A 16605-nucleotide genomic window follows, 5' to 3' on the forward strand; every position below is an offset into this window, starting at 1 on the left:
TGAAGATTTTAGGCTGTTTTCTTACGGAACCACTTTCCAGCGTCGATGTAGAACAAACCTTTCACGGAGAAAGAATTCAAATACGGGTTGTCGAACAGGTTGTTGAAGGTTTTGAAATACCCGTAGTCCAGTCCGTTTTTGGAAGCGTAGATGTTGTATTTCCAGACGAAGCGGATTTCACTTCCCGGATAAACGACCCAGCGCAGGTCAAAATCAACGGTAAACGCATTGAAACTGGTGTTGTGGTAACTGTGACCTGCCGAATCAACTCCGGAATAGGAAGAAGCCTGATAACTTCCGTCGTCCAGCAATTCCATGAAGGATTTGTAGGAAACTTCCTGCCAGTAATGGTTGAAGCGCAGTTTTAAACTGAATGTTTTGGTGAAGTTGTAATCCAGTGCAATGGAGTTGGTGACAATCCAGCGTTCGCGGTTTCCTAAGGTAATCTGATCGGTGTAGTTGGTATCTGTAACGCGAACGAACCCAAAGTTGTTGAAATAGCGGTTGACAGTTGAGCTCAGAACCGTAAATACTTTCGGCGCGATACGGATGCGCGGACTGATATTCAGATCAAGGTTCGACATACCTTTCCTGTCAAACACGCGGTGATAGGCATAATAATCCAGCGCAAAGCGTTTGGAATAATCGCTGGAATAAAAACCTCCGTACTGGAAGGAAGCCGGGAAATGAACCGGGATTCCGAAGGTGCGCGATTCGAAAAAGTCGTGTTCACCCAAAGGATAAACATTCAGGGAGATTCCTGCTGAAAGGAATTTTTTGGTGGTAACGATGTATTCGCTATTGATGGACCAATAACCGAATTTGGTTGGTTTGTATAAGTATTCAACCGTGTTTTCAGCCGAGAAATTCCTGCGCAAAAGCCGTTTGGTAGCTTCGTAACCTGTCCAGCGGTAACGCCCGTAAAACCCGAAGAAATTGTTCCGCGCCAAAAAGCCCAATTCTGTGGGATTGTAGTTGTCGTCGCAATCGTAGTAATCGATATTGAACTGGTTGACTCCTTTTACCTTTTGAAAGCTGATCGAAGAAGAACGGCCTGCAATCGCTTTATTTCCGGAAGAATTGATTGAAACCTGCGTATTAGCCGAAATACCGTAAACCCTGTTTTTGTTGAAAACCAGTCCCTGTAAGGTCGTTACATTGGAAAGGACATTGATTTCCGGCCGGATGACGTTGGTGTTCAGAAGTGAAATATTGGCGTTATTTTTTAAGTTTTGAGATAGAACGAACACGTTGTAATTCGATACGGGATGTGCCAGGATTTTGTGATCGGTTCCTGTTGAGTCCCGGTAATTCAGGTAAGACCGGTTTTCAATTGCATTAAACACACCGATTCCCAATCCGCCTTTGGTTCGACCGGAAATCTTCAGCGCATTGATTAATTGAGCTCTGTCGGGGATCGTGTTGATTGTATTGTTCGGGTCTTTCGCTGCGGAGTCAATGGCCTGTTGCTTCAGGTAAGTTTCCGCACCGATCCTGCGCGAGTAGAATAAATCACCGATTCCGAACAAATCCATTCCTTCCAGGAAAAAAGGCCGGTTTTCGGGATAGCGCACTTCAAAAGGAGAAAGGTTCAATACCAAACGGTCCGAAACGGTTTGCCCGAAATCCGGGACCAACGTAGCGTCGAGGGTGAAAGATTCGCTTAGTCCGACTTTCATATCCATCCCGAACCGCGGCCGGAATCCCCAGTTTTGTGATTGGGAGTTTTCATCGTAACTGTCTTCGAGATACATGGTAGAGTAGGGAGAAAAAGAAAGCCGCAGCGGAGTTCCCAGGTTTTCGATTCCCTTGATATAACCGCTCTGGGCAATTTCGCCGTATTGCTGCGGATCTACGAACGACCAATGCGAAGTTTCCCGGTTGCGGCGTATGTTTCGTACGTAATTGATGCGCCAGTTTTGGACAGTCTCTTTCGGGAAACGCAATTGTGTCAGCGGAATGCGAATCTCGATGCTCCATCCTTCGGCGATTCGCTTCACTTTACTTCTCCAAACGGCGTTCCAGGAGTAATCTTCATTCGTTTGATTGATAATGGCGTCCAATTCCGTTCCGGCGGCGGTAACGTAAAATCCAAAAGCATTTTGCCCGGCGCCATAAGGATCAATTAACACGCCAAACCAATCGGCATTCCCGTAATCGTCCCGTTCCGACAAAAAAGCAATGATGGAATCCGGCCGGTGATCGGCCAATTTTGCCCCGATGTAAATGTATTGATCGTCGTAAAGGAATTTGACTTCGCTTTTGTAGGCACTGGGTGCTCCCGGATTCGGGTAATTGTTGGTGAAATCCCCGGCAGTTTCCGCTTCATCCCAGGCCACTTCCAACAACATTCCGTCCAAAGTAATGGCCTTATTCGTACGCTTTCCCGAAACGGTTTTTTGTGCCGGAAGAACATAAGAAATCAGAATAAAAGTTAGAAGTATACAGTAGCGCAATTTCACCCGGTAAAATTCGTTATTTTTGATCATATAAACTCACAGATATGTCAGGAATAGTCTTTCTAAAACGTTTTACCCTGGTTTTACTTCTTGTAAGTGCCGTTTCTTCCTGTGGGTTGAAATATGTTCCCGGACCAAGTCTGGAGGATTTGGCAAGGAACCGGAAAGAAAGCCTGGAACAGCAATTGGCGCACGATTTTGGGGCTGTGAATAAAAGATATGTGAGTCTTACTTACGGTGAAACGGTCGTTGTGAAGCCACAGTCTTATCAGCGCCTGGATTCCCTGTTTGAAGAGAAATACCGCTTGAGCAAACTCGGGCTATCTTCCAAAGACATTGATCCGTTGATCGAAAACCAGAAAATGGCTTTGCTGGCTGATACTACCGAGGTGTTGTATATGGAAACGCACTGGTTCGAACTGATTAAGGATACAACCTGTGAATTTATCGTTGCGCAATGCTTTTTGAACAATAAGAATGTACTGCGCAAAATGGAGTACGTGGATGAATTCCAAACGGGGAAATCAAACCAGGTTTGGGCGGAAAAATACATGAAAGAAGATTGGCTGACGCGCAATATGGACGGATACACTACTAACGACGACCTGGCTTTTTATGCCATGATGAAAAACAGGGAATTCAATCTGCAGGGCGATGAGAAAAACCGGTTCCTGGAGAATGTCTTCCTGGTAATGCGTTTCGCGAGTGAAAACCAAAGTACGGCAGCACAGGGAATTGCATTGAAACTGGCTGCACGCCAAATGAAAAACGAAATTCCTGGTTTCAAATCAGGAGATTATGTGTTTTCCTTTAAAAAGGACGTTGATCCGGTTTCAAAAGAAACGGTTTACGTAGTGGAAGCTGCTTCCGAAGTGGATAAAAAGGTATTGGTAACGCGACGTTACGATCAGTATTATATGCCGTTGAATTAATGGATAATTGAAAATTGTAAAATTGAAAAGGGGAATTTTCCTGTTTTGAATGGATACGAGTTTATTAAAACTTTTTCCAGTTTCAATATCCATTTTCAAATAGTTAGCTGGACACAAAAAGGCTCAATTGGCTCGTCTTTGTATAAATAGCGCTGAAGCCTCTGGGATAAAAGCGCTTTGTGATGAGATTTCCCAGGAGTTCCTCTTGATTGATAAGTGTATTCCTGTTTACCGATCCTGAATTTCCAGCCGTTCTCTTCCCGGATAAATGAGATTTCCTGTTTGTCCAATTGCACTTTATTCCCGGATTTCAAAACAAGCGATTTGCCCAGGTTCAGCCCTGAATCGCGGACCGCGTTTTTGAGTGTTTGGAGGATTTGCTTGTTTTTGGGAGTGTTTTCTGCAAAAGTGATCAGCATTCCTTTGTACTGGATCATTCCGCAAAACGCTTTCCCTGAAAAGACCTGAAGCTGGTTTTGTTCGAATTTCACTTCGCGTTTCCAGGAAATGAGCAGCAGACAAACAGCTAATCCGGTTAGGGCAATTTTGGAAAAGAGTTGTTTGATCAGCAACTTGTGAAAGCAAAATCCGATCAATCCGCCAACAACCAGGAACTGGATGAAATTCAGTTCAAATCCGCCGGAAACGCCTCCCGGAATTTCGTCCACGTATTGGATGCCGATTACCAGGGCCTGAAGGGAAAGAACCGTCAGGAAAATAACGAGCGTATTCAAATAAGGAATCCACGCCGTAAAAATCAGGATGATCAAAAAGAGCAAAACGACGAACCCGAGCAGCATCACAACGATGTTGGAGAGCAGAAAGTAATTGGGGAACTGGTGGAACCAATACAACATGAAAGGAGTGGTTGCGATCGTAGCCGCGATACCCACAGCACTTCCTTTCCAAAGCCAGTCGAGCCATTTTTGGCGGATGTGGATGAGTTGATAAATCGAATTCTGGAACAAAAGAATGCCGATCAAAGCCACATACGACAACTGGAAACCGATGTCGAATAAGTAATACGGATCGTATAACAGCAAAACAATTGCCGAAAGGATGAGGTTGTTCATTCCGCTGTTTTTACGGCTCAAAAGCTGACCGAGTGCCAGAATGCTGAACATGACCACGGCGCGGATTACGGAAGGAGAAGCACCGCTTAATAATCCGAATCCCCAGATCAAAATGACGGAAAAGAGAATGGCCTGTTTCCGGGAAATCCATTTGCTGAAAAAGCCGAGTAGGTATTGAAAAATGATCAGTATGATCCCGACATGCAATCCTGAAACAGCCAGTACATGCATGGCCCCGGTATTCGAAAAAGAATCCAGGACTTCCTGCTCAATGTCTGTTTTATTCCCCAATAATAAGGCAACACCGATTCCGGAAACGGATGCAGGAAGCCAGGATTTCATTTTTTCGCCGATCTCGTCCTGCCAGTTGGAAAAGAAAATCGTCAGGTTTTCCCGTGTGCCGGTTTTTTGAATGCAATTCGAAGCGATGAAAGCCCGCCCGATGTAATGATGGGTTCCGTAATAGTACGCTGCATCAAAACTTCCCGGGTTTGTTTCGTTCCGGAATGGTTCCAGGATTGTTTTGAATGCTACGAAATCGCCCGTTCGATAGATTCCTTCCAGCGTGTCGAGTGTGAGGATGATATTGCCCTGGATGGGAACTTGTTTGTTCCGGTCCGTTGTTTTTTCAAGCGCCAGATGAATGGTTTGGTAGCCCGATTCAGAGATTTTGCTTTTAAAAACTGTTCCGTAGCTTACTTTTCCGGACATTTCTTCCAGGGAAGCAGTCGTTCTTTTTACGAGCTTCAGCTTCCCGAAACCGATCAGCATAAACAGCAAGCTAAAGGCAAGGACCGGCATAAACTTCGGGAATGATTTGGAAGGAAACAAATACTGGTAAATCAAGCTCAGAATACAGCCTGCAAAAACGCCTGTCAGAACTAATCCGGTAGTTCCTGTATTCCCTTCGGAAGCGTAGGAAAAAAGAATGCCGAGTATCAATCCCAGCGAAATTGGTAATAGTGGCATTTTGTGATAGCGGGTTAAATAATATAGACGAATCTAATAAAATCTTCGATAGATGATATCCCAAATTGAATTTTCTTTGTTTCTTTACAATCAAAACTTTACAAATCCAATTATGTTTAAACTGAATTATTTTGTACCTGCTTTTGCGTTAACCCTAAGCCTGGCGTCTTGTGGAGGTGGTGAGACTGAAAAGAACGCAGTTGCTACCGTAGAAACAACTGATGCATCAGATGATTCTTCCGAAGATGATTACGTATTACCTCCGCCGATCAGTATCGCAAATGCATTTAAAGATGCAGGTTTGCCATATGTGGCAGGTAAAACAAACCCTGCTGCGAATGCAGATAAATATTCCGTAAAAATCGACCAATTGATGAATTTGGGAATTTACTCTACGGATATGGCTTATTGCGCCATCAACTCCAAAACACAGGAAGCACGCGAGTATTTGGTAGTGATTCAGAAAATGGGATCAAAAGTTGGTCTGGAAAGCGTTTTTTCCGATAAAGAACTGATCACGAAGTTTGATAAAGGATTGGGTGATGTGGAAGCATTGCAGGATATCATTTATGAAATCCAGGACAAATCGGATGAGTACATGGAAAACAACGACCTGAAGTATTTGGGAGCAATCCAGTTCTCCGGTTCATGGATCGAAGGAATGTATTTGGGAATCGACAATAAAAAAGACAAGGAAGAGATCGGGAAATTGCTGGTTGAGCAAATGAGCTTGTTGAAAAACATCATCAAAGGATTCAAGAGCCATCCGGCACAGGAAGATGCACGTTTGAAAGAAGTGATCAAAATGTATGAAGGAATTCTGAATACTTACGAAGGAATGGCTTCCGTGAAGAAAGTGTCCAAAAATATCAACCGCGAAACACCTGAATTAACCGATGCCGAGTACAAAACTTTGGCGGATGAAGTGAAAATGGTGCGTTCCAATATTGTTAAACCAGGGAAATAATTTTTTATGATAAAGCTATTCAAATTCACCCTTCCGCTTGCTGTTTGTTTATTGTGGATCGGATTGGTTTCAGGAGGGAATGATAACGTGCTGGAAGCGCAAATGAGCACCTTGAAACAGGAATGCAAAGAAATGATCAAAGGAACGCGCTACGAAGGTTCCAAGATTACGTACTTCACAGCTGGTTCTTCCAAACAGGTCAAAAATATCGAAGTGTATACTTTCCTGCTGGATGAATACAAATTTGCGATCAGCGCGAAAAAATGTACGGCTGCACTGACGGTGAAAATCTACGATGCACCGGCTGATAATAAAGACCGCGTATTGATCAAGGAATTCAAAAAAGTACAGGGTAAAAACCTGAAATTCAGCACCACGGAATTAAACGATGCGTACGTTGCAAAGATTCCGGATGCTGATCGTTTGAGAAATATCCACATTGAATATTCCATCGGTTCCGGAAAGGGGACAAAAGAAGGGATTGTTTTAGTTTACGGTATTGAACCTTAAATCACAGAAATGAGGCTTATATCCGAGATAAAGCCTATTTTTGTACTAAATTTTATAAGTGATGATTAATGTAACTCTTCCTGACGGATCAGTTAGACAATACGAAGCAGGAGCAACAGCATTGGATGTTGCTCTTAGCATTTCTGAAGGATTGGCTCGTAACGTATTGGCAGCCAAAGTGGATAACGTGGTAATCGACGCGACTCGTCCGTTGACCGGTGACTGTACCTTGCAGTTGCTGACCTGGAACGATGCGGACGGAAAATCGACCATGTGGCACTCTTCAGCTCACTTAATGGCGGAAGCCCTGGAGTTTTATTATCCGGGAATCAAATTGGCTATCGGTCCTCCGATTGCCAACGGTTATTACTACGACGTCGATTTTATGGATTACACCTTCAAAGAAGAAGATCTTCCGAAAATCGAAGAAAAAATGAAGGAACTTGCAAAGCTAAAGAACCCTTTTGTACGTAAAGAAGTTTCCAAAGCAGATGCATTGGCTTATTTCACCGAGAAAGAAGATCCGTACAAATTGGAGTTGATCCAGGATTTACCGGATGGTTCGATCACGTTCTATACGCAGGGGAATTTCACGGATCTTTGCCGTGGGCCGCACATTCCGGATACCGGGTTCATTAAAGCAGTGAAGTTGATGTCGATCGCCGGAGCATACTGGCGCGGAGACGAAAAAAATAAGCAGTTGACACGCGTTTACGGGATTACTTTCCCGAAACAAGCGGAGTTGACCGAATACCTGGAGAAAGTGGAAGAGGCAAAACGCCGTGACCACCGTAAATTGGGGAAAGAACTGGAATTGTTTACCTTCTCTCAGAAAGTAGGTTCAGGTTTACCGCTGTGGTTGCCGAAAGGAGCTGCATTGCGTGAGCGTTTGGAAAATTTCCTGAAGAGAGCACAGCGTAAAGCCGGTTACGAGCAGGTAATCACTCCGCACATCGGGAACAAGGATTTGTATGTGACTTCCGGTCACTACGAGAAATACGGTGCGGATTCGTTCCAGCCGATCAAAACTCCGGACCCGAACGAGGAATTCCTGTTGAAGCCGATGAACTGTCCGCATCACTGTGAGATTTTCAAGAGCAGGCCGCGCTCCTACAAAGATTTACCGGCTCGTTTTGCAGAGTTCGGAACCGTTTACCGGTACGAGCAAAGCGGTGAGCTTCACGGATTGACACGTGTACGCGGATTTACGCAGGATGATGCGCATATCTTCTGTATGCAGGACCAGGTGAAGGACGAATTCAAGAAGGTAATCGACTTGGTATTGTACATTTTCAAGACATTGGATTTCCAGAATTTCAAGGCACAGATCTCTTTGCGTGATCCTGAGAATCCGACGAAATACATCGGTTCCGATGAGAACTGGGCAAAGGCGGAAAGTGCGATCATTGAAGCGGCAGCAGAGAAAAACCTTCCGACAGTAGTGGAATTGGGTGAAGCGGCATTTTACGGCCCGAAACTCGATTTCATGGTGCAGGATGCTTTGGGAAGAGAGTGGCAGCTTGGAACAATCCAGGTAGATTACAATTTACCGGAGCGTTTTGAACTGGAATATACGGGAGCAGATAACCAAAAACACCGTCCGGTAATGATTCACCGTGCGCCTTTCGGGTCCATGGAACGTTTCGTTGCCGTGTTGTTGGAACACTGTGCGGGAGACTTCCCGTTGTGGTTAACAACCGAGCAAGTTGCAATCCTACCGATCAGCGATAAATACAACGATTATGCGAAAGATGTATTGGAATTGCTAAATAATTCCGATATTCGCGGATTCGTTGACGACCGTAACGAAAAGATAGGCAAGAAAATACGTGAGGCGGAACTGAAAAAAATCCCGTTCATGCTGGTTGTCGGAGAGAAAGAAGCTGAGGAAAAGCAAGTATCTGTAAGACAGCGTGGAGAAGGAGATAAAGGTTCGATGGCAATAGATGCTTTCGCAACTTTAGTGGGCCAGGCTATAGAAAAAGAATTGTCGACAAATGTTTAATAAACTGAATGAGAAAAGACAGTAGAAAACCAGTAAGAAAAGAAAATAACGACGAGCACAAAATAAACGGGAAGATCACCGCACGTGAAATCCGTTTGGTTGTGGAGGGAGAAGAACCGAAAGTTATGAGTTTGAGTGCTGCACTGCAATTGGCAGAAGAGCAGGAACTGGACTTGGTGGAAATCTCTCCGAACGCGGTGCCACCGGTTTGTAAGATTATGGATTACCGTAAATTCTTATACAACCAAAAAAGAAAGCAAAAAGAATTGAAAGCGAAACAAAGTAAAGTTGTTTTGAAAGAAATTCGTTTTGGTCCGAATACAGACGATCATGATTTTCAATTTAAATTGACCCATGCACGTAAGTTTTTGGAAGAAGGTTCCAAGGTAAAGGCATATGTATTTTTCCGCGGTAGAACGATTGTGTTCAAAGACAGAGGTGAAATCCTGTTGTTGAAATTCGTTCAGGAATTGGCTGATATCGGGACATTGGAGCAAATGCCGAAATTGGAAGGGAAGAGAATGATCGTGATGATCAACCCTAAGAAGAAGTAATTATAAATGATCAATGGAGGAATTATCAGGACTTGATAATTGATAATTCAGAAATTGATCATTGAAAGACTATGATAAAGTGTTCATTTTTTAAAAAAGAGAAAAATGCCAAAAATGAAAACAAATTCCAGTGCAAAGAAACGTTTCACTGTAACTGGATCAGGTAAAATCAAGAGAAAACACGCTTTCAAAAGCCACATTCTTACGAAAAAAACCAAGAAGCAAAAACGTAATTTAACTCACGCAGGTTTGGTTCACGAATCAGATTTGTCGAACGTTAAATTAATGTTGAACATGAAGTAATCCCTCACTTCTTTCAAGAAGGGAAATTTTTGTCCCGGTTCAGCCGGGGCGGTAATTGTTTAACCAGGTAATGAGTACCAAAGATCCGCCGCGGCGGACACTCCTTATCAAAAAAACTAAAAGTTATGCCAAGATCGGTAAATCACGTTGCTTCAAGAGCTCGCAGAAAGAACTTTATGAAGTTGGCCAAAGGATACTACGGCCGTAGAAAAAATGTTTGGACAGTAGCGAAAAACGCTATTGAAAAAGGATTAAATTATGCTTACGAAGGTCGTAAGCAAAAGAAAAGAAATTTCCGCGCTTTGTGGATTCAGCGTATCAACGCTGGAGCTCGCCTGCACGGAATGAGCTATTCTCAATTCATGGGGGCTGTAAACAAAAGCGGTATCGAATTGAACCGTAAAGTTTTAGCTGACCTGGCAATGAACCACCCTGAGGCGTTCAAAGCTGTAGTTGACTCTGTGAAAAAATAAAAATCGAAAATACACTTTATCAAATAAGAAAGGCGGTTCGAAAGAATCGCCTTTTTTGTTATAAATCTTAATCAATAAAATGTAACTCCGGATTTACTTTGTAGATAGTACAGGTGTTTTCATTCGTCCAATAATCCGGGAATGATCCGCTGATAAGCTTCACTCTTAATAATTCCGTTATGTCCGACTCCTTTCAGTACAAATAAGCGGTCACCGGTTTTGAATTCTTTTTTCAGTTTCCGGGAAGAACCGACATAAATTCCATGATCTTTGTCTCCGTGAAAAATAACCACCGGCATGGTACAATCCTTCAGATACTCATTGGTTTTCAGTTGATACCTCAAAATGAAAGTGGGAAGGAAGGGATATTTATGGCGCATCAGATCCGTGAGGTTGTAATAGGGAGCGTGCAGAATCAATAATCTCGGGTGGTTGACCGAGGCAAGTCTGGAAGCAAACCCGGTTCCGATCGAGTAACCTAAAACACATATCTTATTTTCAGGATAGGATTTCTTCATTTCATTGTAAGCTGTCTGCACATCCCGGTGCAATTGTTCTTCGTTGTCAATACTTCCTTCACTCTTTCCATAACCCCTGTAATCCAACATGAAAACGTCGTAATGCAGTTTTGTAAAGGTTTCGGCAACAATTCCGCAGGAATTCACAGATCCTCCGTTTCCATGTAAATAAAAGATAAGCCCCCTGGATTCCGGCACTTTAAACAGCAGGCCATTCAGGATTTTGCCATCTGTTGTGCGAATGCTTCTTTCTACGAATTTCTGATCGAATTCAAAAGTGAAATCTCCCGGATGTTTGGTCGGGAGGAAAATAATCCCTTCCTGCTTATAATAGAGCAGGATACATCCTGAGACATACAATATGCCGATAAGCAAAAGTGTTCTCAGGAGAAATTTTCTCATTTTAGGTGATTTAAACTTTGTTATAAAGATAGAATTAATCCGGTCGCTGCTTCAAAATAATTCGTGCAAATTTCCAGGTCCGGTTTACCGAGGGACTGAAATTAAATACATATTGCATTTCGCTGCCTATAAGCTTTGGAGTGATGATCTGCTGAAAACTGGCTTCGTATTTTTGGTTGGGGATTTGTGCCAGTTCATCTACTTTTTCACTGCTTTGATATTCGAAAACACTGATGGAAGAATTTTCCATTCCGCCCCAATCGGTCCAAATTTCGAATTTTAAAGTATCTCCTAGAGAAACTTCAAGCTCCAGGATTTGGGAAGCTCCTTCATAACTGGTTGCAACCAGTTTTTGATTGACATAAATCCGCATTTCATCCAACCCGTCCGCATAAGCGAATCTTCCTGCCAGCAGAACAATCAAAAAAAGGAAGAGCTTCATAATCGTCAATTTAATGAAAGGTACGAAAAACAGCTTACAATTCCGTATTTATCTGCTGTAGCGGATTGTTTTTTCAAAAGCTTTCGTTTTTTTCTTGTTCGTAAATCCTTTACGTGGTTGATAACTAATTTTGCCTTGTTGATTAATTATTAATCAAATTTAGATTTTAAAATAATCAAAAGTGTACTTTTGAAACCGGAACGAATCTACGGATTATTCCCTGTTCGGAAACGTTATGCAGCCGTAATTTTTAAAACTACGAGACATGAACGAACAACAACGAAGCATTGTCCACATGGACCTGGATACCTTTTTTGTCTCCTGTGAACGCCTGGAAGACAGCCGCCTGAACGGAAAGCCCATCTTAATCGGTGGAGCATCTGACCGTGGAGTCGTAGCCAGTTGTAGTTACGAAGCCCGCAAATACGGAATTCATTCGGCAATGCCCATGAAAATGGCCAAAGAGCGTTGCCCGGAAGCGATTATTATCAGTGGAAATTCGGCCAATTACACGAAATATTCGCGACTGGTAACGGATATCATCCAGGATGCAGTACCGGTGGTGGAAAAATCTTCAATTGATGAGTTCTACATAGACCTTTCGGGAATGGACCGCTTTTTTGGATGCTACAAGTATGCCGGTGAACTGCGGCAAAAGATCATGAAAGAAACCGGATTACCCATTTCCTTTGGAATGTCGGTTAACAAAACCGTTTCCAAGATCGCAACGGGAGAGGCGAAACCGAATAACCAGATGAATGTCATCGACGGGCAAGAAAAGGGATTCTTAAATCCGTTATCTGTGCAGAAAATTCCGATGGTGGGAATGAAAACCTACCAGACGCTTTGCAGCCTGGGAGTGAAACGCATCGGGACCATTCAGCAAATGCCGGTAGAAATGCTGGAAAGTGTACTCGGACAAAACGGCATTGCCATCTGGAAAAAAGCACAGGGAATTGATAACAGCCCGGTGATCCAGTACAGCGAGCGGAAATCGATTTCCAGTGAACGCACTTTTGAGAAAGATACGATCGATGTGGTACGTTTGAGAGCCATTGTTTTTGCCCTGGCAGAGAACCTGGTTTTCCAGTTGCGTAAACAGAAAAAAGTATGCGCCTGCATTTTGGTAAAGATCCGGTATTCCGATTTTCAAACCACGACCCTGCAGCAGCGGATTCCTTATTCGGCGGCGGATCATGAAATCATTCCGGTTGTAATGAACCTCTTTGAAAAATTGCATAACCGCAGGTTGCTGGTGCGTTTGGTTGGAGTTCGCATGAGCGAATTGGTACACGGGAATTACCAGATGCGCCTGTTCGACGAAGGTTCCAGATTGGCCACTTTGTACCATTCAATGGATGATATCCGGGAGCGTTTCGGAGAACGGGCAATCCAGCGTGCGATTGGCATGCAGGTGAAACGGATCGGACATTTTAATCCTTTTAGGGGAGAAACCCCGGTGATAGTTGCAAACCGTATTGTCTAACATTTTCTGCAAAGGGAGAAAATGGGAGCGGAATTATCGAATATCCGAAGCAAACAGGTTTGAACTACGCAGGCACACTTGTCTTGTAAACCATTTAGGTAATTGGTTTACAAACAATAAACCCGGAGGTGGTCCGTAATGGCGGATCGCCTCCACATCCAATGACGAAATGAAAAAGAAACGAATAGTCAGCCCGAACTGACATTAAATGAACAACCCGACCACCTGAAATCGCACCTGTTGTTGCCCTCTGTTCACTAATAACCACCACCACCGCCACAACCTAAGGCTAACCACAACGAACAGAGGGAAACGATTGGAACCAGGCTCCTGGATGTCACGCATGCTGCCGGATTAAGAGAGAAGGTATAAGCACCGTGACACCAGGAATTTGGTTGTTTAAAAAAAAAGAAGCTTCGACTCCGCTCAGCTTCCTTTTTCAAGAATCTTCGGTGACTTAGCGAAATCTAAGCCATCGCAAATTGGCAATTACTATGATAAATGTTCATTCGTGTTACAGTTTAAAATACGGGATGGTGGATCCGGAAGAATTGGTGCAATGGGGCGCAGGTTCCGGTTATGAACGCATTGCATTGACTGATATCAATAACACTTCGGGAATATTGAATTTTGTCCGTTACAGCCAGGAAAATGGCCGCATTCCTGTTGTGGGTGTCGATTTCCGGAATGGAATAGCATGTTGTTATGTGGTTTTGGCCAGAAACAATGAAGGCTTCATGGAAATAAATACGTTCCTGAGTAAGCATACACATGAAGAAACGCCTTTTCCGGCGAAAGCTCCGGCATTTCAGAACTGCGTGGTTATTTATCCCTGGGGAAAAGAACCGGAAATCCTTGAATCGTATGAGTTTATTGGTGTAGCAGCACACCAGCTGAACCGCTTTCGAATGAATCCGGATAAAGACGGAGCGAAATACCTGGCGCTTGCCGGTATGACTTTTCGTTCCAAACGTGATTTCAACACGCACCGCCTGCTTCGGGCAATTGATCAAAACGTGTTACTTTCCAAATTACCGCCTGAAGAGCAAACCAGGGAAGATGAAGTGTTTTTGCAAAGAGAAAGCTTGCTCGAACGCTATGAAGAATTCGGTGAATTGGTGCTCCGGGCAGAAAAAATCCTCGAAAGCTGTTCCATTGAATTTGAGTTTGCACCCCGGGCAGCTTCCCAGAATCTGGCGCTTTACACCAACTCCAGGGAAGAAGACCTCCAATTGATCCGTTCACTTTGTGAAGAAGGACTGAAAAATCGTTACGATATCACGACAACGGAAATCAAGGAGCGGATAGAAAAAGAAATCAAGGTGATTGATGAAAAAAACTACATCACCTATTTTTTGATCGCCTGGGATATTATTTCCTACGCGAAATCCAAAGGATATTATTATGTAGGAAGGGGAAGCGGGGCAAACAGTTTGGTGGCCTATTTACTGGGAATCACAGATGTGGATCCGCTGGAACTGGATCTGTATTTCGAACGCTTCATCAACCTCTACCGGCAGAACCCTCCGGATTTTGATATGGACTTTTCATGGCGAGACCGCGATGATGTGATCCGGTACGTTTTCGAACGCTTCGAGAATACGGCTTTGATCTGTACTTACAATACATTCCAGTACAAAGCTACCGTGCGGGAATTGGGGAAAGTATTCGGCTTACCCAAAACGGATATCGACATGCTTTCGGGCGATAAGAAAAGAGAACTCAAAGCCGATCCGATCCAGGAACTGGTCTTGAAATACAGTGAATTGATAGCCGGACTTCCTTCTCACCTGAGTGTGCACGCAGGAGGAATGATCATCAGCGAAAAACCGATCAATTATTTCACAGCCACTTTTTTGACTTCGAAAGGCTACAAAACAACCCAGTTTTCCATGATCGAATCGGAAGATGTGGGTTTGTATAAATTCGACATCCTTTCACAAAGAGGTTTGGGGAAAATCCGGGATACGCTGGATATTATTGCGTATAACCAACCGGATCGCCCGCCTCACGACATTCACGATGTGCGCCGCTTTATTGTGGATGATAACATCAATAAACTGTTGCGTGAAGCGACTGCAATCGGCTGCTTTTATGTGGAATCTCCCGGAATGCGTATGCTGATGATCAAGCTGCGAACCAATACCTACCTGGAATTGGTTGCTGCAAGTTCCATTATCCGGCCGGGAGTTGCCTCTTCGGGGATGATGCGGGAATATATTTTAAGGCATCGCAACCCGGAACGTGTCAGGGAAGCGCATCCTGTTTTGCTGGACATTATGCCGGATACTTATGGCGTAATGGTTTACCAGGAAGATGTGATCAAAGTGGCCAATCAGTTCGGAGGATTGGATCTGGCCGAATCAGACGTATTGAGAAGAGGAATGTCGGGAAAATTCCGCTCGCGGGATGAATTTTTGCTCGTCCAGGGTAAATTCTTTGAAAACTCCAGGCAAAGAGGCCATTCCGAAAGAGATATCAGCGAGATCTGGCGGCAGATCGAAAGTTTTGCCGGATATGCTTTTTCCAAAGGGCACTCGGCTTCATATGCGGTAGAAAGTTACCAGTGTTTGTACCTGAAAGCGTATTATCCGCTGGAATACATGGTGGCCACGATCAATAATTTCGGGGGATTCTACCGCACGGAAGTGTATGTGCTGGAAGCCAAAAAATTGGGAGCAACCATCGAAGCACCGTGCATAAACAGGAGCAAGGCAGAAACAATTATTCGCGGAACGGTTATCTGGCTGGGATTTCAGCACATTTCGGGAATCGAATTAAAACACATGCAGCGATTGGTACTGGAACGGGAAACAGGAGGGGAATTTACCGGTTTCAACGACCTGATGCAGCGCATAGAAATTCCTTTGGAACAATTGTTATTACTGATCCGGATAGGAGCGTTGCGTTCCTTTGGAATCCCGAAAAAAGAATTGATGTGGAACGCTCATTTGAACGTTCACAAAGTCGTGTTGAAGTCGGAAAGCCAGCCCGAACTATTTTTACAGGAACGCCGGGAATTTGTGTTCCCGGAACTTACGGAAACAGATTTTGAGGAAGTTTTTGAGCAGATGGAATTACTGGACTTCCCCTTGTGCAATCCGTTCGAAGTACTAAAAGAAAAACCGCTGGATGGAGTTCTGGCGAAAGACCTGTTGAACTATGTAAACCGCAAAGTCCGTGTTTACGGATATTTGATCGCGGTGAAAAAAATTGTGAGCGCCAAAAACCAGATCGTGCATTTCGGGACGCTTTTCGATGCCGAAGGTGAACAATTAGATACCGTTCATTTTCAGGATGTTGCTTTGAAACAACCGTTCCGGGGAAAAGGAATTTATGCGATTGATGGAAAAGTTGCCGAAGAATTCGGGCATTTTACCATAGAAGTGGAAAGTATGGAAAAAGTTCCTTACCGCGAAGACGTGCGGTATAGCGAATAACTCATACAATTGTGTTATATTTGCAGTGAGAAAATAAATTCACACAAATAATTTTTGACAACAGTGCTAATT

The 16605-nt window shown here is 43.7% G+C and carries 13 protein-coding genes; 9 read left to right on the forward strand and 4 right to left on the reverse strand.

All coding sequences use genetic code 11. The annotated features are described in order from the left end of the window. Positions 1 to 8: 8 nt before the first annotated feature. The gene (locus ABDW02_RS01320) at positions 9 to 2489 is read right to left on the reverse strand and encodes a DUF5916 domain-containing protein (RefSeq protein WP_343631373.1); all 2481 of its coding nucleotides are present in this window, start codon (positions 2487 to 2489) and stop codon (positions 9 to 11) included. Positions 2490 to 2503: 14 nt separating this feature from the next. Here ABDW02_RS01320 and ABDW02_RS01325 point away from each other — a divergent pair, with 14 nt between their 5' ends. Beyond that, the gene (locus tag ABDW02_RS01325) at positions 2504 to 3391 is read left to right on the forward strand and encodes a hypothetical protein (RefSeq protein WP_343631375.1); all 888 of its coding nucleotides are present in this window, start codon (positions 2504 to 2506) and stop codon (positions 3389 to 3391) included. A gap of 95 nt (positions 3392 to 3486) precedes the next feature. Here ABDW02_RS01325 and ABDW02_RS01330 read toward each other — a convergent pair whose 3' ends face one another. Further along, positions 3487 to 5433, reverse strand: coding sequence for a ComEC/Rec2 family competence protein (locus ABDW02_RS01330; RefSeq protein ID WP_343631377.1), 1947 nt, complete (start codon positions 5431 to 5433; stop codon positions 3487 to 3489). A gap of 112 nt (positions 5434 to 5545) precedes the next feature. Between ABDW02_RS01330 and ABDW02_RS01335 the strand changes: the two genes are divergently transcribed. From ABDW02_RS01335 to rplT, 6 genes are all read left to right on the forward strand, one after another. Continuing rightward, positions 5546 to 6400, forward strand: a complete 855-nt coding sequence (locus ABDW02_RS01335) for a hypothetical protein (protein WP_343631379.1) — start codon at positions 5546 to 5548, stop codon at positions 6398 to 6400. Between the two features lie 6 nt (positions 6401 to 6406). Further along, a complete protein-coding gene (locus ABDW02_RS01340; RefSeq protein WP_343631381.1) occupies positions 6407 to 6910 on the forward strand; it encodes a hypothetical protein in 504 nt (167 codons plus the stop codon). A 61-nt stretch (positions 6911 to 6971) separates the two neighbouring features. Beyond that, the gene (gene thrS / locus ABDW02_RS01345; protein ID WP_343631383.1) at positions 6972 to 8915 is read left to right on the forward strand and encodes a threonine--tRNA ligase; all 1944 of its coding nucleotides are present in this window, start codon (positions 6972 to 6974) and stop codon (positions 8913 to 8915) included. Positions 8916 to 8923: 8 nt separating this feature from the next. After that, positions 8924 to 9469, forward strand: coding sequence for a translation initiation factor IF-3 (gene infC / locus ABDW02_RS01350; RefSeq protein WP_343631385.1), 546 nt, complete (start codon positions 8924 to 8926; stop codon positions 9467 to 9469). Positions 9470 to 9574: 105 nt separating this feature from the next. Continuing rightward, positions 9575 to 9772, forward strand: coding sequence for a 50S ribosomal protein L35 (gene rpmI / locus ABDW02_RS01355; protein WP_343631387.1), 198 nt, complete (start codon positions 9575 to 9577; stop codon positions 9770 to 9772). Between the two features lie 125 nt (positions 9773 to 9897). Beyond that, positions 9898 to 10245, forward strand: coding sequence for a 50S ribosomal protein L20 (gene rplT, locus ABDW02_RS01360; RefSeq protein WP_294676005.1), 348 nt, complete (start codon positions 9898 to 9900; stop codon positions 10243 to 10245). 119 nt (positions 10246 to 10364) lie between these two features. Here rplT and ABDW02_RS01365 read toward each other — a convergent pair whose 3' ends face one another. Together ABDW02_RS01365 and ABDW02_RS01370 are read right to left on the reverse strand one after the other, a co-directional pair. Then, on the reverse strand, positions 10365 to 11165 hold the full coding sequence (locus ABDW02_RS01365; RefSeq protein WP_343631392.1) for an alpha/beta fold hydrolase: 801 nt from the start codon (positions 11163 to 11165) through the stop codon (positions 10365 to 10367). A gap of 34 nt (positions 11166 to 11199) precedes the next feature. Beyond that, complete coding sequence (locus ABDW02_RS01370; protein ID WP_343631394.1) at positions 11200 to 11607, reverse strand: hypothetical protein; 408 nt, start codon at positions 11605 to 11607, stop codon at positions 11200 to 11202. A 265-nt stretch (positions 11608 to 11872) separates the two neighbouring features. Here ABDW02_RS01370 and dinB point away from each other — a divergent pair, with 265 nt between their 5' ends. Both dinB and dnaE read left to right on the forward strand, forming a co-directional pair. After that, entirely contained in the window at positions 11873 to 13093 is a 1221-nt protein-coding gene (gene dinB, locus ABDW02_RS01375) for a DNA polymerase IV (protein ID WP_343631396.1), read from the forward strand. A 494-nt stretch (positions 13094 to 13587) separates the two neighbouring features. Beyond that, entirely contained in the window at positions 13588 to 16533 is a 2946-nt protein-coding gene (gene dnaE, locus ABDW02_RS01380) for a DNA polymerase III subunit alpha (RefSeq protein ID WP_343631398.1), read from the forward strand. Positions 16534 to 16605 lie beyond the last annotated feature (72 nt).

Origin of the sequence: Fluviicola sp. (assembly GCF_039596395.1) — a bacterium.
Taxonomy (GTDB): domain Bacteria; phylum Bacteroidota; class Bacteroidia; order Flavobacteriales_D; family Crocinitomicaceae; genus Fluviicola.

Bases quoted from the DNA above. Each gene is read 5' to 3' on its own strand.
- ABDW02_RS01320 (WP_343631373.1), bottom strand. From the start codon at position 2,489: ATGATCAAAAATAACGAATTTTACCGGGTGAAATTGCGCTACTGTATA.
- ABDW02_RS01325 (WP_343631375.1), top strand. From the start codon at position 2,504: ATGTCAGGAATAGTCTTTCTAAAACGTTTTACCCTGGTTTTACTTCTT.
- ABDW02_RS01330 (WP_343631377.1), bottom strand. From the start codon at position 5,433: ATGCCACTATTACCAATTTCGCTGGGATTGATACTCGGCATTCTTTTT.
- ABDW02_RS01335 (WP_343631379.1), top strand. From the start codon at position 5,546: ATGTTTAAACTGAATTATTTTGTACCTGCTTTTGCGTTAACCCTAAGC.
- ABDW02_RS01340 (WP_343631381.1), top strand. From the start codon at position 6,407: ATGATAAAGCTATTCAAATTCACCCTTCCGCTTGCTGTTTGTTTATTG.
- thrS (WP_343631383.1), top strand. From the start codon at position 6,972: ATGATTAATGTAACTCTTCCTGACGGATCAGTTAGACAATACGAAGCA.
- infC (WP_343631385.1), top strand. From the start codon at position 8,924: ATGAGAAAAGACAGTAGAAAACCAGTAAGAAAAGAAAATAACGACGAG.
- rpmI (WP_343631387.1), top strand. From the start codon at position 9,575: ATGCCAAAAATGAAAACAAATTCCAGTGCAAAGAAACGTTTCACTGTA.
- rplT (WP_294676005.1), top strand. From the start codon at position 9,898: ATGCCAAGATCGGTAAATCACGTTGCTTCAAGAGCTCGCAGAAAGAAC.
- ABDW02_RS01365 (WP_343631392.1), bottom strand. From the start codon at position 11,165: ATGAGAAAATTTCTCCTGAGAACACTTTTGCTTATCGGCATATTGTAT.
- ABDW02_RS01370 (WP_343631394.1), bottom strand. From the start codon at position 11,607: ATGAAGCTCTTCCTTTTTTTGATTGTTCTGCTGGCAGGAAGATTCGCT.
- dinB (WP_343631396.1), top strand. From the start codon at position 11,873: ATGAACGAACAACAACGAAGCATTGTCCACATGGACCTGGATACCTTT.
- dnaE (WP_343631398.1), top strand. From the start codon at position 13,588: ATGATAAATGTTCATTCGTGTTACAGTTTAAAATACGGGATGGTGGAT.